This is a genomic window from Leisingera sp. SA215, from assembly GCF_055902035.1.
Genome location: NZ_JBVVXU010000014.1, coordinates 64103 through 81089 on the forward strand (window position 1 = coordinate 64103; position 16987 = coordinate 81089).

Consider the following 16987-nt stretch of genomic DNA (forward strand, 5'->3'; position numbering starts at 1 on the left):
GCCCGGCGATGTAGGACAAATCCAGCTTGAATAGGGGAATTGTTCAATGACTCACAAACCAGGGATCGTGATTGCCGGCGCATCGGGCCGCATGGGGCAGATGCTGATTAAGACGGTGCTGGAAAGCGATCAGGCCACACTGGCGGGCGCGGTGGAGCGCGACGGCCACGCATGGGCCGGCCGCGATGTGGGCGAAGCAATGGGCGGGGCGCCTGTTGGCGTTACCGTGACGACGGATGCGCTGGAGGCATTTTCCAAAGCGCAAGCGGTGATTGATTTCACGTCGCCGGAGGCAACGCTGAATTTTTCCAAACTGGCAGCCCAAGCCCGCGCGGTGCATGTGATCGGTACGACAGGTATGAGCGATGAGCAGATTTCCCAGCTGGAACCGGCCTCGCGCCACGCGGTGATTGTGCGGGCTGGCAACATGAGCCTTGGGGTGAACCTTCTGGTTCAGCTGACCAAGAAGGTCGCCGCGGCATTGGACGAAGATTTCGATATCGAGGTGGTTGAAGCGCATCACCACCACAAGGTGGATGCGCCCTCGGGCACCGCGCTGATGCTAGGGGAAGCCGCCGCGGAAGGGCGCGGCGTGAAACTGGCGGATGTGCGTGATTCCGGCCGTGATGGCATTACCGGCGCTCGCAAACGCGGCGATATCGGATTCACCGCAATCCGCGGCGGCGACATTGTGGGCGAGCATGACGTGCTGTTTGCAGCAGCTGGTGAGCGCATTGTGCTGCGCCATCTGGCCAGCGACCGCGCAATCTTTGCCCGCGGCGCGCTGAAAGCCGCCCTGTGGGGGCAAGGCAAAGAGCCCGGCCAGTATGACATGGTGGATGTGCTGGGACTTTGACGCGAAAAAGCGGCCCTTGCGGGCCGCTGCCTCCGGCAAGAGCAGTTTGCAAAAGAGAAGCCAAAGCTTTCTCAACGCCGCTCAGAAATCGACGGCGATGCCTTTCTTCTCCCAGTCGCCGTAACGGGCTGGGTCGGGGCCCTCGCGGCCGCCCAGTTCCTTGGGGGGCGGGCTCTGCGCTTCAGCGGCCTTGCGGCGTTCCTCGGCCTCGGCCAAGGCGCGCCGGGCGGCAGGTGGCAGGTCTTTCGTTTCGGGCGCAGTCTCTTCGCTCATCGCGGGTTCCTTTATGCTCGGGCCATGATATACGCCCCTGTCCCGCGCAAACAACCCAGCGCCCGTAGGAGTTGCCAGATGTCCGATAGCAATCACGCCCGCCGCACCGCGGTTTACCTGCTGGATCAGGTCATGGGAGAGGGGCGTCTGCTGGCGGAATGCTATGCCGGAGGTGCGCTGGAAAAGCTGGCTCCGGAAGACCGGGCGCGGGCACAGCGGCTGGCAGTGGAAACCTTGCGCAACCTCGAACGCGCCGACCGGGTGCTGAAGAAGCATCTGAAAAAAACACCGCCAATAACTGTGCTGAATGCGCTGCGGCTGGGAACGGTGGAGCTGTGTTCGGGCGGCGCGGCGCACGGCGTGGTGAACGCAATGGTGGCCATTGTCTCCAAGCACCGGCGTCATGGGCAACTCAAGGGGCTGGTCAATGCGGTATTGCGCAAGGTGGCAGAGGACGGTCCGGCGGAATGGGCCAAGCTGCGTGTGCCGCGCTTGCCGAACTGGTTGCGCAAACCCCTGGTGCAGGCCTGGGGCGCTGAGGCGATGCTGGGAATGGAGGCTGCGCATTTCGCGGGGGCCCCGCTGGATGTTACTGCGAAGCCCGATGCGGATCTAAGCGCTTTGAACGGGGAACCATTGCCCACCGGCTCTGTACGTATTGCCAGTGCAGGGCAGGTATCGGCGCTTCCGGGATATGAGGCCGGCGACTGGTGGATCCAGGATGCTGCTGCCGCGTTGCCCGCCCGCATACTGAATGTCCAGCCGGGAGAGCATGTGCTGGAACTGTGCGCGGCGCCGGGCGGCAAAACCATGCAGATGGCGGCCGCAGGTGCCAATGTGACCGCAGTGGATGTTTCGGAAAACCGCATGTCCAGGCTTCAGGACAACCTGACCCGCACTGGATTGCAAGCGGAGCTGATTGTGGGTGACGCACTGAAGCAAGAGGGGCAGTTCGATGCCGTGCTGCTGGACGCCCCTTGTTCTGCCACTGGCACAATCCGCCGCCACCCGGATTTGCCAATGGCCAAAGATGGCAGTGACTTTGGTGCCCTGATCGAACTGCAGGCGCACATGCTGGCCCACGCCTGGACCTTGGTGAAGCCCGGCGGGCGGCTGATGTTCTGCACCTGCTCCCTGCTGCCGGATGAGGGCGAATGCCAGGTCGAGGAAGCGCTGGACATGTATCAGGAGATGTCAATCGACCGCGAAGGATTGCGGGTTCCCGGCGTGGATCAGGACTGGATCAGCGAAGAGGGCGGCTTGCGGTTGCGTCCTGATTTCTGGTCTGAACGCGGCGGCATGGATGGGTTTTATATGGCCCTCTTGCGCAAATCCGCGTGACCCCGGGGCGTCTCCGGTATTCGCCGGTGACTTGATCCGCCCCCCGCGTTATGCTCGCGCCAAAACGCCCTGGCAAAATCTGGCGTGAGGCAAAAAGAGCATGTCCACTTTTGACAGAATGGCCGGCCGCGGCACCCGGCTGCTGAACAGCTATTACGCCTGGCGGGCGCGCAGCCAGCCGGCTGCTACCGGCTTTGTCTCGCAACCCGAGCCGCGCACCATCGGCAGCTTTGCCCGCGGCCGGCAGCTGGTGGCCGGTAACCTGCTGTTTGCCGGTTATTTGGTCGAATCGCCTGACACCGGATTGTGGGAGGTTGCCGCCCCGGATGCGGCGTTTGATGCGGAGCGGCAGGGGTTCTCCTGGCTCGATGATCTGGCTGCTGTCGGGGATTTCAAGGCCCGAGCCAAAGCACAGAAATGGGTCTGGGGCTGGATCCGGCAGCACGGGCGCAGCGGCGGGCTGGCCTGGCTGCCCGACCTGACCGGGCGGCGGGTGATCCGCTGGATCAATCACGCGCTGTTCCTGCTAAGCGGTAAGGACCGGGCCGAGACCGAGGCTTTTTATGGCTCCCTGTCGCGGCAGACCTGGTATCTGGCGCAGCGCTGGCAGGGGGCCGCGCCCGGCCTGCCGCGTTTCGAGGCCCTATGCGGGCTGATCTACGCCGGCCTTGCCCTGCAGGGACGCGAAGAACTGGCCGATCCGGCGGTCCGCGCGCTGGCGGCAGAATGCGAGGCGCAGATTGATGATCAGGGCGGGTTGCCGACCCGCAACCCCGAGGAACTGCTGGAAGTATTCACCCTGCTGACCTGGGCCGCGGCGGCCCTGCATGAAGCCGGGCGCGCAGTGCCGCCCGCGCATATCAATGCTATTGAGCGGATCGCCCCTACTTTGCGTACCTTGCGCCACAGCGACGGCGGGCTGGCTCGGTTCCACGGCGGCGGCCGCGGATTGGAAGGGCGGCTGGACCATGCCCTCGCGGCCAGTCATGTGGCAGTGCGCCACGCGGACGGGCTGGCGATGGGGTTTGCCCGGCTGTCGGCGCGGCGGACCTCGGTCATTGTCGATGCCTCGGCCCCTCCCAGGGGCAAGGCGTCCAACTGCGGCCATGCCTCGACCCTGGCGTTTGAACTGACGTCAGGGCGGCGGCCTCTGATTGTGAATTGCGGATCGGGCGAAACCTTCGGCGCCGAATGGCGCCGGGCCGGGCGCGCCACGCCTTCGCATTCCACGCTGTGCATCGAGAGGCATTCCAGCGCCCGGCTGGCTGCTCCGCACAAGACCACCGGCCATGAGGAATTGATCGAAGCTCCTGATGAGGTGCCGCTGGAGGTCAGCGACCTGGCGGATGGCTGCCGGTTCCAAGGCGGGCACAATGGGTATGCTGCCCATTTCGGGCTGACCCATGCCCGCACCTTGGATTTGTCGTTTGACGGGCGGGCGCTCAGCGGCGAGGACATGCTGGTGGCGCTGGATGATGCCGCCAAACGCCGGTTCGCTAAGGTGCGGGATGCCAGTGCGGAGGGCGGCATCGGCTTTGCCCTCCGCCTGCATCTGCACCCTGAGGTGGATGCGGCCCTTGACTTGGGCGGCGCCGCGGTATCCATGGCGCTCAAGAGCGGGGAAATCTGGGTGTTCCGCCATGACGGAACCTGCCAGTTGCGGCTGGAACCGAGCGTTTTCCTAGAAAAGACCCGCTTGAAGCCGCGTGCGGCAAAGCAGATCGTTTTATCCGGGCGCGCGATAGAGTATGCGACACGCATCCGGTGGACGCTGAGCAAAGCGCAGGAGACTGCGGTTGCCGTGCGAGACCTGAACCGGGACGAACCCGAGACGTTTGACTGAGCCTTTGAAAAGGACCGCCCTGCCATGACCGACCTACACCCCGTACGCCGTGCGCTGCTTTCCGTATCCGACAAGACCGGCCTGACTGAGTTAGGCAAGGCGCTGTCCGAACGCGGTGTTGAACTGCTGTCGACAGGCGGGTCTGCCAAGGCGCTGCGCGATGCGGGTCTGACTGTCAAGGATGTCTCGGAAGTGACCGGTTTTCCGGAAATGATGGACGGACGCGTGAAGACCCTGCACCCGATGGTGCATGGCGGCTTGTTGGCGCTGCGCGACAATGACACCCATGTCGCTGCGATGAACGAACATGGTATCGGCGCCATCGACCTGCTGGTGGTGAATCTCTACCCGTTCGAAGCCGCCCTTGCGCGCGGTGCCGGTTATGACGAGATGATCGAAAACATCGACATCGGCGGGCCGGCAATGATCCGGGCGGCCTCCAAGAACCACCTGTTTGTGAACGTCGTGACCGACGTTCAGGACTATGAGGCACTGCTAGCAGAGCTGGACCGGAACGACGGTCAGACCTCCTATGCATTCCGCCAACGCCTGTCGCAGACAGCCTATGCCCGCACCGCAGCCTATGATGCCGCTGTGTCGAACTGGATGGCCTCGGCGATTGAAGAGAAAACTCCGCGCCGCCGCGCCTTCGCCGGAGAGCTGAAACAGACTTTGCGTTACGGTGAGAACAGTCATCAGGAAGCGGCCTTCTATACCGACGGCAGCAACCGCCCCGGCGTCGCCACCGCGCAGCAGTTGCAGGGCAAGGAACTGTCCTACAACAACATCAACGACACCGACGCGGCCTATGAACTGGTGGCGGAGTTCGATCCTGCCGACAGCGCCGCCGTCGCCATTATCAAACACGCCAACCCCTGCGGCGTGGCCAAGGGGGCGACCCTGGCCGAGGCGTACCAAAAGGCATTCGACTGCGACCGCACCTCGGCCTTTGGCGGTATTGTTGCACTGAACCAGCCGCTTGACGCGGACACCGCGGCCAAGATTGTGGAGATCTTTACCGAAGTGGTCATTGCGCCGGGCGCGTCGGAGCAAGCGAAAGAGATCTTTGCCGCCAAGAAGAACCTGCGTTTGCTGCTGACCGATGGTTTGCCGGACCCGCGCAAGGCCATCACCGCCTACAAACAGGTGGCTGGCGGTATGCTGGTGCAGGACAAGGACGTCGGCTACGTCGATATGGGCGATCTGAAGGTGGTGACCAAGACGGCCCCGTCTGAAGCGCAGATGCAGGACATGCTGTTTGCCTGGAAGGTTGCCAAGCATGTGAAATCCAACGCCATTGTCTATGTGAAGGACAGCGCCACCGTTGGCGTCGGCGCCGGCCAGATGAGCCGCTTGGACAGCGCCAATGTGGCCGCCGCCAAGGCCGGCCGCATGGCAGCGGAGCTGGGCCTGGAAGAAAGCCTCGCCAAGGGCTGCGCGGTGGCTTCGGATGCGTTCTTTCCCTTCGCGGACGGTCTGCTGGAAGCGGCTGCCGCAGGCGGGGCCTGCGTGATCCAACCGGGCGGCTCGATGCGTGACGACGAGGTGATCAAGGCGGCGAATGACGCCGGTCTGGCTATGGTCTTCACCGGCATGCGCCACTTCCGCCACTAAGCCGGGGCTTTTACGACATGGCAGCACGTTGGATGATCTGGGGCGCCGGCCTTTCGTTTCTGGCGGATCAGGCCAGCAAATACCTGGTGATCCATTGGATGGGGTTGGACCAGCGCCACCGGATCGACGTGCTGCCGCCGTTTCTGAACTTCCGCTACGGCGAGAACACCGGTATCAACTTCGGCCTGTTCGGCGGCGGCGACGAAGCATCCCGCTGGATTCTAATCGGGATGTCACTGGCGATTTGCCTGGCCCTTGTCGTCTGGATCGCCCGCGCGCCGAAGGCGTCGCGGGGCATGCAGCTGTCAGCCGGACTGGTGATAGGCGGTGCGCTCGGCAATGTCGCGGACCGGCTGTTGTACGGCTACGTGCTGGATTTCCTGAACACTTCATGCTGCGGCATCCAGAACCCGTTTGTGTTCAATGTTGCCGATATCTTCATCTTTGCAGGCGCAGCCGGGCTGATCTTCTTTGACGGGCGGCGCAAAAAGCCTGCGTAGACCTCGCTCGGCAATTGCGCTAAAAGCGCTGAGAAACAGGCAGGAGTTAGGGGTAATGCGGATCCCGTTCGGAGTGATTGTTCTGGCAGGCGCACTGGCCGTGGTCGGCTGCGGGCAAAAAGGGCTGCGCCTTATTCAGAAGCCGGGCACGGGCCCGGATGAATTCCTGGTCTTGCCCTCTAAACCGCTGAGCACACCGGAAAACTACAGCAGCCTGCCGGCCCCGACACCGGGCGGAGTCAATCTGACGGATCCCAACCCGCAAGCCGAAGCGGTTGCCGCCCTCGGCGGCAAGCCCGGTGCGCTGGTTCCGGGCAATGGTATTCCCGCCAGCGATGCGGCCCTTTTAACAGCTTCCAGCCGCTATGGTGTGGAACCGGGCGTGCGCGAAACAGTCGCCGAAGAGGATGCAAAATTCCGCCACCGCAATCGTCGTGTGGGCCGGATCAAACTGTTGCCGGTCGATCGCTACGAGCAGCTTTACAAAAAACAGACGCTGGACCCGCACGCCGCCAACGAACAATTCCGCCGTGCCGGAGCTGCTACCCCATCTGCTCCGCCGGTTGACGGTCTCTGATCCTCACGTTTCTGCCAGCCAGTCTTGTAAGACGCCAGCAGCAGCGTAGGTTATCGGCACTCTTTCTGATGGCAATGGGTGGCGAATTGTGGCTGCATTAAATCTACGAGCAGTAACCGCACTGTGCCAGGCAAGGGCAGAAGTGCAGAAATTGGAGGATGCCAGATGATCCAGAGGATCACATTGGCCGCCGCAGCGCTGACTGCTGCCCTGACTGGCCCGCTGCGGGCAGAAAATGAGGCGGTGACGGCGTTCACCCTCGACAACGGCATGGAGGTGGTTGTGATTGAGGACCATCGCGCGCCGGTGGTGCAGCAGATGGTCTGGTACCGGGCCGGCTCTGCTGACGAGCCGCCGGGCCAGTCCGGGGTTGCCCACTTCCTGGAGCATTTGTTGTTCAAGGGCACCGATAAACTGGCGCCGGGTGAGCTGTCGGCTACCGTGCGGGCCAATGGCGGGCAAGACAATGCCTTCACCAGCTATGACTACACTGCCTATTTTCAGCGTGTCGCCGCCGACAGGTTGGAACTGATGATGCAGATGGAAAGCGACAGGATGACCAATCTGCGGCTCGGCGAAGAGGATATCGCCACCGAGCGGGAAGTTATCCTGGAAGAGCGCAACCAGCGCACCGACAATGATCCGGTGGCTTTGTTCCGCGAACAGCTGCAGGCGGTGCAATATCTGAATCACCGTTACGGCCAGCCGGTGATTGGCTGGCGCCATGAGATGGAGAGCCTTGATATGGAGGACGCGCTGTCCTTCTACCAGACTTACTATGCGCCCAATAACGCCATACTGGTGGTCTCCGGTGATGTCGGACCGGACGATGTGAAGGCGCTTGCCGAGGAGTATTACGGCGTGATCCCGGCAAACCCGGAACTGCCGGAGCGCTTCCGCAGCCAAGAGCCGCCGCAGACTGCAGCCCGCCGCCTGACTTTCGAGGATCCGCGGGTCGCCCAGCCTTATGTGCAACGTTCCTATCTGGCGCCAGAACGCGACAGCGGCGCCCAGCAGAAAGCCGCAGCCCTGTACTTGCTGGCGGAACTTCTGGGTGGCGGCAATACTTCCTACCTGGCAGATGCGCTGCAATTCGACCAGCAGGTCGCTGTCTACTCCGGCGCCTTCTATTCGGGCAGCTCGCTGGACGATACGTCGTTCACTGTTCTGGTGGTTCCGGCCGAAGGCGTCAGCATGCAGCAAGCGGAGGAGGCGCTGGACGCTACTATTGCCCGCTTCCTGGAGGCGGGCGTGGACGAGGCTCAGCTGGAGCGCATCAAGCTGCAGTTGCGCGCTTCAGAAACATACAACCGTGACAACGTGAACGGAATTGCCAACCGCTATGGCCAGGCACTCAGCATCGGGCTGACCGTGCAGGATGTGCAGGACTGGCCCAAGATTCTGCAATCGGTCACGGCGGATGAGATCATCGCCGCCGCAAAGGAGGTTCTGCGGCCTGAAACGTCAGTTACAGGCTGGATGACCCGCAGCCAGGAGGTAACCCAATGACTTCGCTTAAATTCATTGCGGCATCATTGGTGGCTTTTGTGTTGGCGCTGCCCGCTTGGGCTGGAATTAAGATCGAGGAAGTCACGTCTCCTGGCGGCATCACTGCCTGGCTGGTCGAGGACCATGCGATTCCCTTCTCGGCTCTTGAGCTGCGCTTTCGCGGCGGCACTTCATTGGATGCCCCGGGGAAACGCGGGGCGGTGCACATGATGACCGGATTGCTGGAGGAAGGCTCCGGCGATCTGCGCGCGCAGGATTACGCCCGCGCACTGGAAACCCTGGCGGCGGAGTTTTCCTATGATGCCGACAAGGATTCAGTGTCCGTTTCCGCCCGTTTTCTGACTGAAAACCGCGAGGATGCGGTGGCCCTGTTGCGCCAGACACTGTTTGAGCCGCGGTTCGACCAGGATGCGCTGGACCGGGTCCGGGCCCAGGTGCTGGCGGGGCTGCGTTCTGATGCCAAGAACCCGAACACGATCGCGGGCGAGGCCTTCTCGCGGATGGCCTATGGCGATCACCCCTATGCCAGTGACGGCAAGGGGACGCTGGAGTCGGTTTCCGCGCTCAGCCGGCAGGATATTTTCGATGCCTATGAGGCGGTTTTTGCCCGTGATAGGCTGTACGTCAGCGCGGTGGGGGATATCACCGCCGAGGAGCTTGGCTTGCTGCTGGATGAGCTTCTGGGTGCCTTGCCTGCCGAGGGCGGACCAATCCCGGGGCCTGCTGAGGTCGCCATCACGGGCGGCGTCACTGTTGTGGATTTCGATACCCCGCAATCTGTGGCTCTGTTCGGCCAAAAGGGAATCAAGCGCGAAGACCCGAATTTCTTCACGGCTTATGTGATGAATCAGATCCTGGGTGGCGGGTCTTTCGAAACCCGGCTGATGACCGAGGTGCGGGAAAATCGCGGGCTGACCTACGGCGTTTATTCCTATCTGGTGCCGCGTGATCTGGCGGCGGTCTACATGGGATCGGTGGCGTCGGCCAACAGCAAAATGGCCGAAGCGGTCGAGGTGATCCGCAATGAATGGCGCCGCATGGCCGAACAGGGCGTGACCGAAAAAGAGCTGAAGGATGCGCAGACCTATCTGACCGGCGCCTATCCGCTGCGCTTTGACGGCAATGGCCGTATTGCGTCGATCCTCGCTGGCATGCAGATGGACCACTTGCCGATCAGCTATGTGGAAACCCGCAATGACCGTATCAATGCGGTTACATTGGACGACGTGAACCGCTTTGCCGCGGAATTCTTGGATCCTGACGGCTTGCATTTCGCCATTGCGGGACGCCCCGAGGGTCTGGCCTCCACCAACTGACAGCCCTCAGGCGGGGCCGCGATGCCCCGCTTGCCATCCTGCACAGCACACTGCCGCGCACGGCAGCGGGCGCTTGCCGCTTTCCCTTTCAATTTAGCCCAAACTCATGTAAGGGCGAGCTTGTCTGAGACGATGTGCCAGGCCCCGGCACGCGAAAGCAAGATAGATGGGGCCGGCGGCAATGGGGCCGCCACGCAACGGGAGACCCGGAGGGCCGGGAGTGCTCCCATTTAGGATACGCTAGATGTTTAACGTTTCGAAAAAATCGATGCAGTGGGGCGAAGAGACGCTCACACTGGAAACCGGCAAGGTTGCCCGCCAGGCTGATGGCTCTGTGATTGCCACGCTGGGCGAAACCTCGGTCATGGCCAACGTGACCTTTGCCCGACAGCAGAAGCCCGGCCAGGACTTCTTCCCGCTGACCGTGCATTACCAGGAAAAATACTACGCTGCGGGCAAAGTGCCCGGCGGCTTCTTCAAGCGCGAAGCGCGTCCGACCGAAAAAGAAACCCTGACCGCGCGCCTGATCGACCGTCCGATCCGTCCGCTGTTTGTTCCCGGCTTCAAGAACGAAGTCCTGGTGATGTGCACCGTGCTGAGCCACGACCTGGTCAACGACCCGGACATGGTTGCAATGATCGCCGCCTCCGCTGCGCTGACCCTGTCGGGCGCACCGTTCATGGGTCCGATCGCAGGCTGCCGCGTTGGCTTCGAGGACGGCGAGTACGTTCTGAACCCGACCGTGGACGACATGCAGGACCTGCGCCTGAACCCCGAGCAGCGTCTGGACCTGGTTGTTGCAGGTACCAAAGATGCCGTGATGATGGTGGAATCGGAAGCCTACGAACTGTCCGAAGCTGAAATGCTGGGTGCGGTGAAATTTGCCCACGAACAGATCCAGCCGGTAATCGACCTGATCATTTCGCTGGCTGAAGAAGCTGCGAAAGAGCCGTTCGACTTCCAAGCGCCGGATTACTCCGAGCTATATGAAGCGGTCAAAGCGGCCGGCGAAACCGAGATGCGCGCCGCATTCGCGATCAGCGACAAGCAGGAGCGCACCGCCGCTGTTGCCGCGGCACGCGAAACCATCAAAGCCGCTCTGACTGAAGAGCAACTGGGCGACGCAAACCTGGGTTCCGCGCTGAAAAAGCTGGAAGCCGGCATTCTGCGTGGCGACGTTGTCAAAACCGGCAAGCGTATCGACGGCCGTGCGACTGACGAGATCCGTGCGATCGTGTCCGAAACCGGCCTGCTGCCGCGGACCCATGGTTCGGCGCTGTTCACCCGTGGCGAAACCCAGGGCCTAGTCGTGACCACGCTGGGCACCGGCGACGACGAGCAGTTCATCGACGCGCTGCACGGCAACTTCAAGTCCAACTTCCTGCTGCACTACAACTTCCCGCCCTACTCGGTGGGTGAAGTCGGCCGTGTCGGCGGCCCCGGCCGCCGCGAAATCGGCCACGGTAAGCTGGCCTGGCGTGCTTTGCAGGCGGTTCTGCCTGCGGCAACCGACTTCCCCTACACTATCCGCCTGGTCTCCGAGATCACCGAATCGAACGGTTCGTCCTCGATGGCCTCGGTCTGCGGCGGCTCGCTGTCAATGATGGATGCGGGCGTGCCGCTGAAGGCGCCGGTGGCCGGTGTCGCCATGGGGCTGATCCTGGAAGACGACGGCTCCTACGCGATCCTGTCCGACATCCTGGGTGACGAAGACCACCTGGGCGACATGGACTTCAAAGTGGCAGGCACCGAAAACGGCATCACCTCGCTGCAGATGGACATCAAGGTTGCAGGCATCACACCCGAGATCATGGAGAAAGCCCTGGCGCAAGCCAAAGACGGCCGGATCCACATCCTCGGCGAGATGGCGAAAGCCCTGACCGAAGCGTCCGAGTTCTCGGTCCACGCTCCGCGTATCGAGACCATGCAGATCCCGACCGACAAGATCCGTGAAGTGATCGGCTCCGGCGGCAAGGTGATCCGAGAGATCGTCGAAGTGTCCGGCGCCAAGGTCGACATCAACGACGATGGCGTGATCAAGATCGCCAGCCCGAACGGCGAGGCCATCAAGAAGGCCTATGACATGATCCATTCGATCGTGGCAGAGCCGGAAGAAGGCCAAGTCTACACAGGCAAGGTTGTGAAGATCGTCGACTTCGGCGCATTTGTGAACTTCTTTGGCAAGCGCGACGGCCTGGTGCACGTCTCGCAGATCGAGAACCGTCGCCTGAACCATCCTTCGGACGTTCTGAAGGAAGGCCAGGAAGTGAAGGTCAAGCTGCTGGGCTTCGATGACCGCGGCAAGGTCCGCCTGTCGATGAAAATCGTTGATCAGGAAACCGGCGAAGAAATCGCGCCGGAAAAGAAAGAAAAAGCAGAGCAGGACTGATCCCTGTCTGACTGCACATAAACAGCCCGGGGCGCGCGATCCGCGCCCCGGGTTTTCCATTTCCGCCGGGACGTACATGGAACAGTCTTTGCCGCCCCGTGTGACCATCATAACGGTCACCTATAATTCTTCCGCCGTTGTTGAGAGCCTATTACGCTCCATTCCCTCTTCGGTGCCGTGCATTCTGGTCGACAACGCCTCCCGGGATGCGGCGGACACCCGTTCGCTGGCTGCAGCATATGGCGCCTCATTCATTGCGAACCCGCAAAACACCGGCTTTGGCCCCGCCTGCAATCAGGGGGCGGCACAGGCGGACACTGAGTTTCTATTTTTCGTGAACCCTGATGCCGAACTGTTCGAAGACACGCTGGAGCATCTGTTGGCTGCTGCCGATGCCCACCCAAAGGCGTCCGCTTTCAACACCCGTATTGTCAAAGACGACGGGTCGCTGTTCTTCAAACGCCGCAGTAAGCTGATCCCGAAATCGCTTTGGCTGGGCCGCAACGCCGCGAAGCAGGACGGCGAGGTTCCGGTGCTGTCGGGCGGTGCGCTGCTGGTGCGCAAATCGGCCTTTGACCACGTCGGTGGCTTTGACCCGAAAATCTTCCTGTTCCACGAGGACGACGACCTCAGTCTGCGCCTGAAGTCGGAATGCGGGCCGCTGCGCTATGTCTTTGGCGCCAAGGTGAAGCACCTTCTGGGCCATGCTACCGAACGTTCGGCGCGCACGGCGGCGCTCAAGGCCTGGTACATGGGCCAGTCGCGGGTCTACGGCGCCCGCAAGCACGGCTTGCCTTTTGGCTTCCTGCGGGCCTTGGGGGAAGCGTCGCTGCAGCTGATCTCACCGCTGAACCTGGTGTCGGCGCGCAAACGGTCCAAGAACTGGTACTATTTCCGCGCTATCCTCAGCAGCGCAGGCCAGCAGTCCGCGGACCGCCCGCCGCCTTGGCAGCAAGACTGATCTGGCTGGCACACAATGGTTGCAATTTACAGGCGTCCCGCATGAAACGGCCCCCGCTTTGGAAAATCACCCGAGAGCTGAAACGCCCGTTGCAGCAGATCACTCAGCTGCCCAGCCGCCTCGGCTCGCTGCTGCTGGGCCGCTGGTATTATGACGCAGTCCTGGCCCGCAAGATCCGCTGCACCGAGGGCGCCATACCGGCTGGACCGCAGCCTGCGGTCTACCTGATTTTCCCCAGTCAGGGCCTGCAAGATTCCCACTTCATCGCTCTGCGCTATCTGATCGACAGCGGTTTTGCCCCGGTTGTGGTCTCCAACATCCCGCTTGGCGATGCCGATCGGCAGCGGCTGAGCAAAGTCTGCTGGCTGTGCATTGAACGCCCGAATTTCGGATATGACTTCGGCGGCTATCGCGACGGGCTGCTGACGGCCCATACGCGGCTGAAGCGCATTGACCGGCTGGTGCTTCTGAATGATTCCTCGTGGTTTCCGCTGCCGGGTGCAGGCGACTGGCTGGCGGAGGCCGAAGCACTGAATGCGGATTTCGCGGCTGCCGCCTGCAACTACGGCCATCCGCGGGTGGAGGCTGAACGCTTCCGCAGCATCAACTGGGGCTATTCTACCGCCAGCCGGAATTTCCAGTACTGCTCCTTTGCGCTGATGCTGTCAGGCGGCCTGATGGCTGATCCGAATTTCATCAAGTTCTGGAAGCGCTTCCCGCTGACCAACAACAAGAAATTCATTGTCCGGCGGGGTGAAACCGGCCTTACCCAGTGGGTGCTGGCACATGGGTTTTCGCATGGTGCCGTGCTGAAGACCGCAGATTTGGATCAGCGGCTGGCGCAGCTGCCACCGGACGAAATCCGGCAGGTCGCCGAAGAAACGGTCATCTTCGGCCGCCCCAGCCTGGCGGCGCTGAAGGCCAGGCTGCTGTCAAACGGCGCCCCCGCGGAAGATTACCTGTCCTTCATCCTGACCGCCGTTGCCACTCAAGGCGTCAGCTATACGCTGCCTGCCTACTTGCATGCCGCGGCAGGGTTCGCCTTCCTCAAGAAATCGCCCTGCTGGCTGACCCGGGACGGGTCGGACATCACTCTGCGTTTTGCGGCCGGGCTGAAGGGCGAAGCTGGTCAGGTCTTCGCCGCAGAGGCCTGTCAATTACGTCAAAGCCGGGCGCCGGACTTTCCACCGGCTCCGGACTGACCTCAGCAATATACAAAAAACAAGCCGCCCGACGGCGGCTTGCAAGCATTGCAGTTGAGAACGCCGGTTACTCCGGTGCCTTGGTCTTGCGCAGGTAGGGGAAGATGGTCTTGAATTCGCCGAACTTCGCCTTTGCGTCCTCGTTCGACACGGTGGGCGGAATGATCACATCCTCGCCGGGCATCCAGTTCGCCGGTGTGGCAACACCCTTGCCCAGCGACATTTGCAAACCGTCCAGCGCCCGCAGGATCTCGGCAAAGTTGCGGCCCACGGTCATCGGATAGGTCATCGACAGTTTCAGCTGCTTGTCCGGGCCGATGATGAACACCGACCGCACGGTAGCGCTGTCTGCAGGCGTGCGGCCATCGGGCAGATAGGCTTCGGCGGGCAGCATGTCGAAGGCTTTGGAAACTGCCAGACCGTCATCTGCGATGATCGGGAAGCCCGGCGCCGCGTTGCCGTATTCCTCGATGTCCTTTTTCCACTTCTTGTGGTCCTCGACCCCATCAACCGAAACGCCAAGGACCTTGGTGTTGCGCTTTTTCCATTCCTCGCTCAGCTGCGCCACTGCGGAAAACTCAGTGGTGCAGACCGGGGTGAAATCCTTGGGGTGCGAGAACAGAATCGCCCAGCTGTCGCCGATCCAATCATGAAAGGTGATGGTGCCCTGATCCGTTTCCGCAGTAAAATCGGGGACCGTGTCGTTAATGCGCAAACCCATGGCCGTATCTCCTTTTCAGATGAGTTTTGAGTCGTCTCGACTGCAACTTAGGTAGTCTAACGCAACGATACAGCCCCCGTACCGGGAAACCACGAAAAATCGGCGCCAGCCGCCGAGGCGAAAGATTGCAGCCGGTCCAAGCGGCCATTGACAATGCGTGCAATAATTTGATCAAATTATGCGGCGACACCCTTGCCCCGCCCTTGCCCCCGTGCCGGAGCGGTGACACAGTGGCCGCGAAACCGACAAGGCGGCAACCAGAATACCTCTGATTTGGGAGATCCCGAGATGCTCGAGAAACGCGAATTTTATATCAACGGCCAGTGGGTCGCCCCTGTGGCCTCCCATGACTTTGAGGTGATCAACCCCTCGACCGAAGAACCCTGCGCTGTCATTTCTCTGGGCTCCGAAGCGGACACCAACGCCGCTGTGGCTGCCGCCAAAGCAGCGCTGCCAGGCTGGATGAACACCCCGGTGGCAGACCGCATCGCGCTGGTGGAAAAGCTGGTTGATGTCTATGAGGCACGCGCCGAGGACCTGGCTCAGGCGATGTCGCTGGAAATGGGCGCACCGATCGACTTGTCGCGCACGTCGCAAGTCGGTGCCGGCAGCTGGCACCTGCGCAACTTCATCGCCGCAGCCAAGGAATTCGACTTTGACGCTCCGTTGAACGAGCGCAGCCCCAACGACCGCATCATTCACGAGGCGGTAGGCGTCTGCGCGCTGATCACGCCGTGGAACTGGCCGATGAACCAGGTGACGCTCAAGGTCGGCGCAGCGGCGGTGGCCGGCTGCACTATGGTGCTGAAGCCCTCCGAGCAAAGCCCGCTGAATGCGATGATCTTTGCCGAGCTGATGCACGAGGCCGGCTTCCCTGCGGGGGTCTTTAACCTGGTGAATGGTGACGGTATGGGCGTTGGCTCGCAGCTGACCACGCATCCGGATGTGGACATGATCTCCTTCACCGGCTCGACACGGGCGGGCATTGCGATCACCCAGGCTGCGGCGCCGACCCTGAAGAAAGTGGATCTGGAACTTGGCGGCAAGGGCGCCAATGTGATCTTTGAGGATGCCGACGAAAAAGCGGTAAAGCGCGGCGTGCTGCACATGATGCAGAACACCGGTCAGAGCTGCAACGCGCCCAGCCGGATGCTGGTGCAGAACAGCGTCTATGACCGCGTGGTTGCTGAGGCGGCTGAAGTGGCCGCCAAGGTCGAGGTCGGCCCGGCCAGCCAGGAAGGCCGCCACATCGGCCCAGTGGTGAACGAGCTGCAATGGAACAAGATCCAGGATCTGATCCAGCAGGGTATCGACGAAGGCGCCAAACTGGTGGCTGGCGGCACCGGCCGTCCGGAGGGGCTCAACAAGGGCTACTATGTGAAACCCACCGTTTTCGCAGATGTGAACAACCAGATGACCATCGCCCGCGAGGAGATCTTTGGCCCGGTTCTGTCGATCATCCCGTTTGAGGACGAGGAAGAGGCGATCGGGATCGCCAATGATACGCCTTACGGGCTCACCAACTATGTGCAGACCCAGGATGGCGCCCGCGCCAACCGCATGGCCCGCGCGCTGCGCTCCGGCATGGTGGAAATGAACGGCAAGTCGCGTTCCGCGGGCTCGCCCTTTGGCGGCATGAAACAGTCCGGCAAAGGCCGCGAGGGGGGCAAGTGGGGGATCGAGGATTTCCTGGAAGTCAAAGCCGTCGGCGGCTGGGCAGCGGAATAAGCCGTCTGTCAGAGCGTTTTGGAGAGCCGCCTCTTGAGGCGGCTTTCTTTTTGCACCGTTATTGTCCCGGAGCGGAGGGGCTCCCGCGCTTGCTAGCCCCCCGGCTGCGCCGGACGGCCCTCAGCCTTGGGCGCGGCCCGTGCTGCGCACGGGCAAA

General features: G+C 62.1%; 14 protein-coding genes. 12 read left to right on the plus strand and 2 right to left on the minus strand.

The genetic code is table 11. From position 1 onward, the window contains the following. Nucleotides 1–46: 46 nt before the first annotated feature. Nucleotides 47–856, plus strand: coding sequence for a 4-hydroxy-tetrahydrodipicolinate reductase (dapB, locus tag AC0KW6_RS15480; RefSeq protein ID WP_323784386.1), 810 nt, complete (start codon nt 47–49; stop codon nt 854–856). Between the two features lie 81 nt (nt 857–937). Here dapB and AC0KW6_RS15485 read toward each other — a convergent pair whose 3' ends face one another. After that, on the minus strand, nt 938–1129 hold the full coding sequence (locus AC0KW6_RS15485) for a DUF1674 domain-containing protein (protein ID WP_323777908.1): 192 nt from the start codon (nt 1127–1129) through the stop codon (nt 938–940). Between the two features lie 78 nt (nt 1130–1207). Here AC0KW6_RS15485 and AC0KW6_RS15490 point away from each other — a divergent pair, with 78 nt between their 5' ends. The 10 genes from AC0KW6_RS15490 to AC0KW6_RS15535 all read left to right on the plus strand — a co-directional run bounded on the left by AC0KW6_RS15490 (nt 1208) and on the right by AC0KW6_RS15535 (nt 14381). Continuing rightward, nucleotides 1208–2470, plus strand: coding sequence for an RsmB/NOP family class I SAM-dependent RNA methyltransferase (locus AC0KW6_RS15490; RefSeq protein ID WP_474035336.1), 1263 nt, complete (start codon nt 1208–1210; stop codon nt 2468–2470). Between the two features lie 100 nt (nt 2471–2570). Beyond that, a complete protein-coding gene (locus AC0KW6_RS15495) occupies nt 2571–4313 on the plus strand; it encodes a heparinase II/III family protein (protein WP_474035337.1) in 1743 nt (580 codons plus the stop codon). Nucleotides 4314–4337: 24 nt separating this feature from the next. Next, on the plus strand, nt 4338–5927 hold the full coding sequence (purH, locus tag AC0KW6_RS15500; RefSeq protein WP_474035338.1) for a bifunctional phosphoribosylaminoimidazolecarboxamide formyltransferase/IMP cyclohydrolase: 1590 nt from the start codon (nt 4338–4340) through the stop codon (nt 5925–5927). A 17-nt stretch (nt 5928–5944) separates the two neighbouring features. Then, the gene (gene lspA, locus AC0KW6_RS15505; RefSeq protein WP_323777900.1) at nt 5945–6427 is read left to right on the plus strand and encodes a signal peptidase II; all 483 of its coding nucleotides are present in this window, start codon (nt 5945–5947) and stop codon (nt 6425–6427) included. A gap of 55 nt (nt 6428–6482) precedes the next feature. Then, entirely contained in the window at nt 6483–7004 is a 522-nt protein-coding gene (locus AC0KW6_RS15510) for a DUF3035 domain-containing protein (protein WP_474035355.1), read from the plus strand. Between the two features lie 165 nt (nt 7005–7169). After that, nucleotides 7170–8513: a M16 family metallopeptidase gene (locus AC0KW6_RS15515; protein WP_474035339.1), complete on the plus strand. Its 1344-nt coding sequence runs from the start codon at nt 7170–7172 to the stop codon at nt 8511–8513. Next, complete coding sequence (locus AC0KW6_RS15520; protein ID WP_323777896.1) at nt 8510–9829, plus strand: M16 family metallopeptidase; 1320 nt, start codon at nt 8510–8512, stop codon at nt 9827–9829. The genes AC0KW6_RS15515 and AC0KW6_RS15520 overlap by 4 nt, the downstream gene beginning before the upstream one ends. 244 nt (nt 9830–10073) lie before the next feature. Further along, nucleotides 10074–12218, plus strand: a complete 2145-nt coding sequence (pnp, locus tag AC0KW6_RS15525) for a polyribonucleotide nucleotidyltransferase (protein ID WP_323777894.1) — start codon at nt 10074–10076, stop codon at nt 12216–12218. A 100-nt stretch (nt 12219–12318) separates the two neighbouring features. After that, nucleotides 12319–13179: a glycosyltransferase family 2 protein gene (locus AC0KW6_RS15530; RefSeq protein WP_323777892.1), complete on the plus strand. Its 861-nt coding sequence runs from the start codon at nt 12319–12321 to the stop codon at nt 13177–13179. Between the two features lie 41 nt (nt 13180–13220). Beyond that, nucleotides 13221–14381: a rhamnan synthesis F family protein gene (locus AC0KW6_RS15535; protein WP_323777890.1), complete on the plus strand. Its 1161-nt coding sequence runs from the start codon at nt 13221–13223 to the stop codon at nt 14379–14381. Between the two features lie 67 nt (nt 14382–14448). Here the strand turns inward: AC0KW6_RS15535 and AC0KW6_RS15540 are convergent, their stop codons facing one another. Further along, a complete protein-coding gene (locus tag AC0KW6_RS15540; protein ID WP_323777888.1) occupies nt 14449–15102 on the minus strand; it encodes a peroxiredoxin in 654 nt (217 codons plus the stop codon). Between the two features lie 288 nt (nt 15103–15390). Between AC0KW6_RS15540 and AC0KW6_RS15545 the strand changes: the two genes are divergently transcribed. After that, on the plus strand, nt 15391–16830 hold the full coding sequence (locus AC0KW6_RS15545; protein WP_323777886.1) for an aldehyde dehydrogenase family protein: 1440 nt from the start codon (nt 15391–15393) through the stop codon (nt 16828–16830). Nucleotides 16831–16987: the final 157 nt, after the last annotated feature.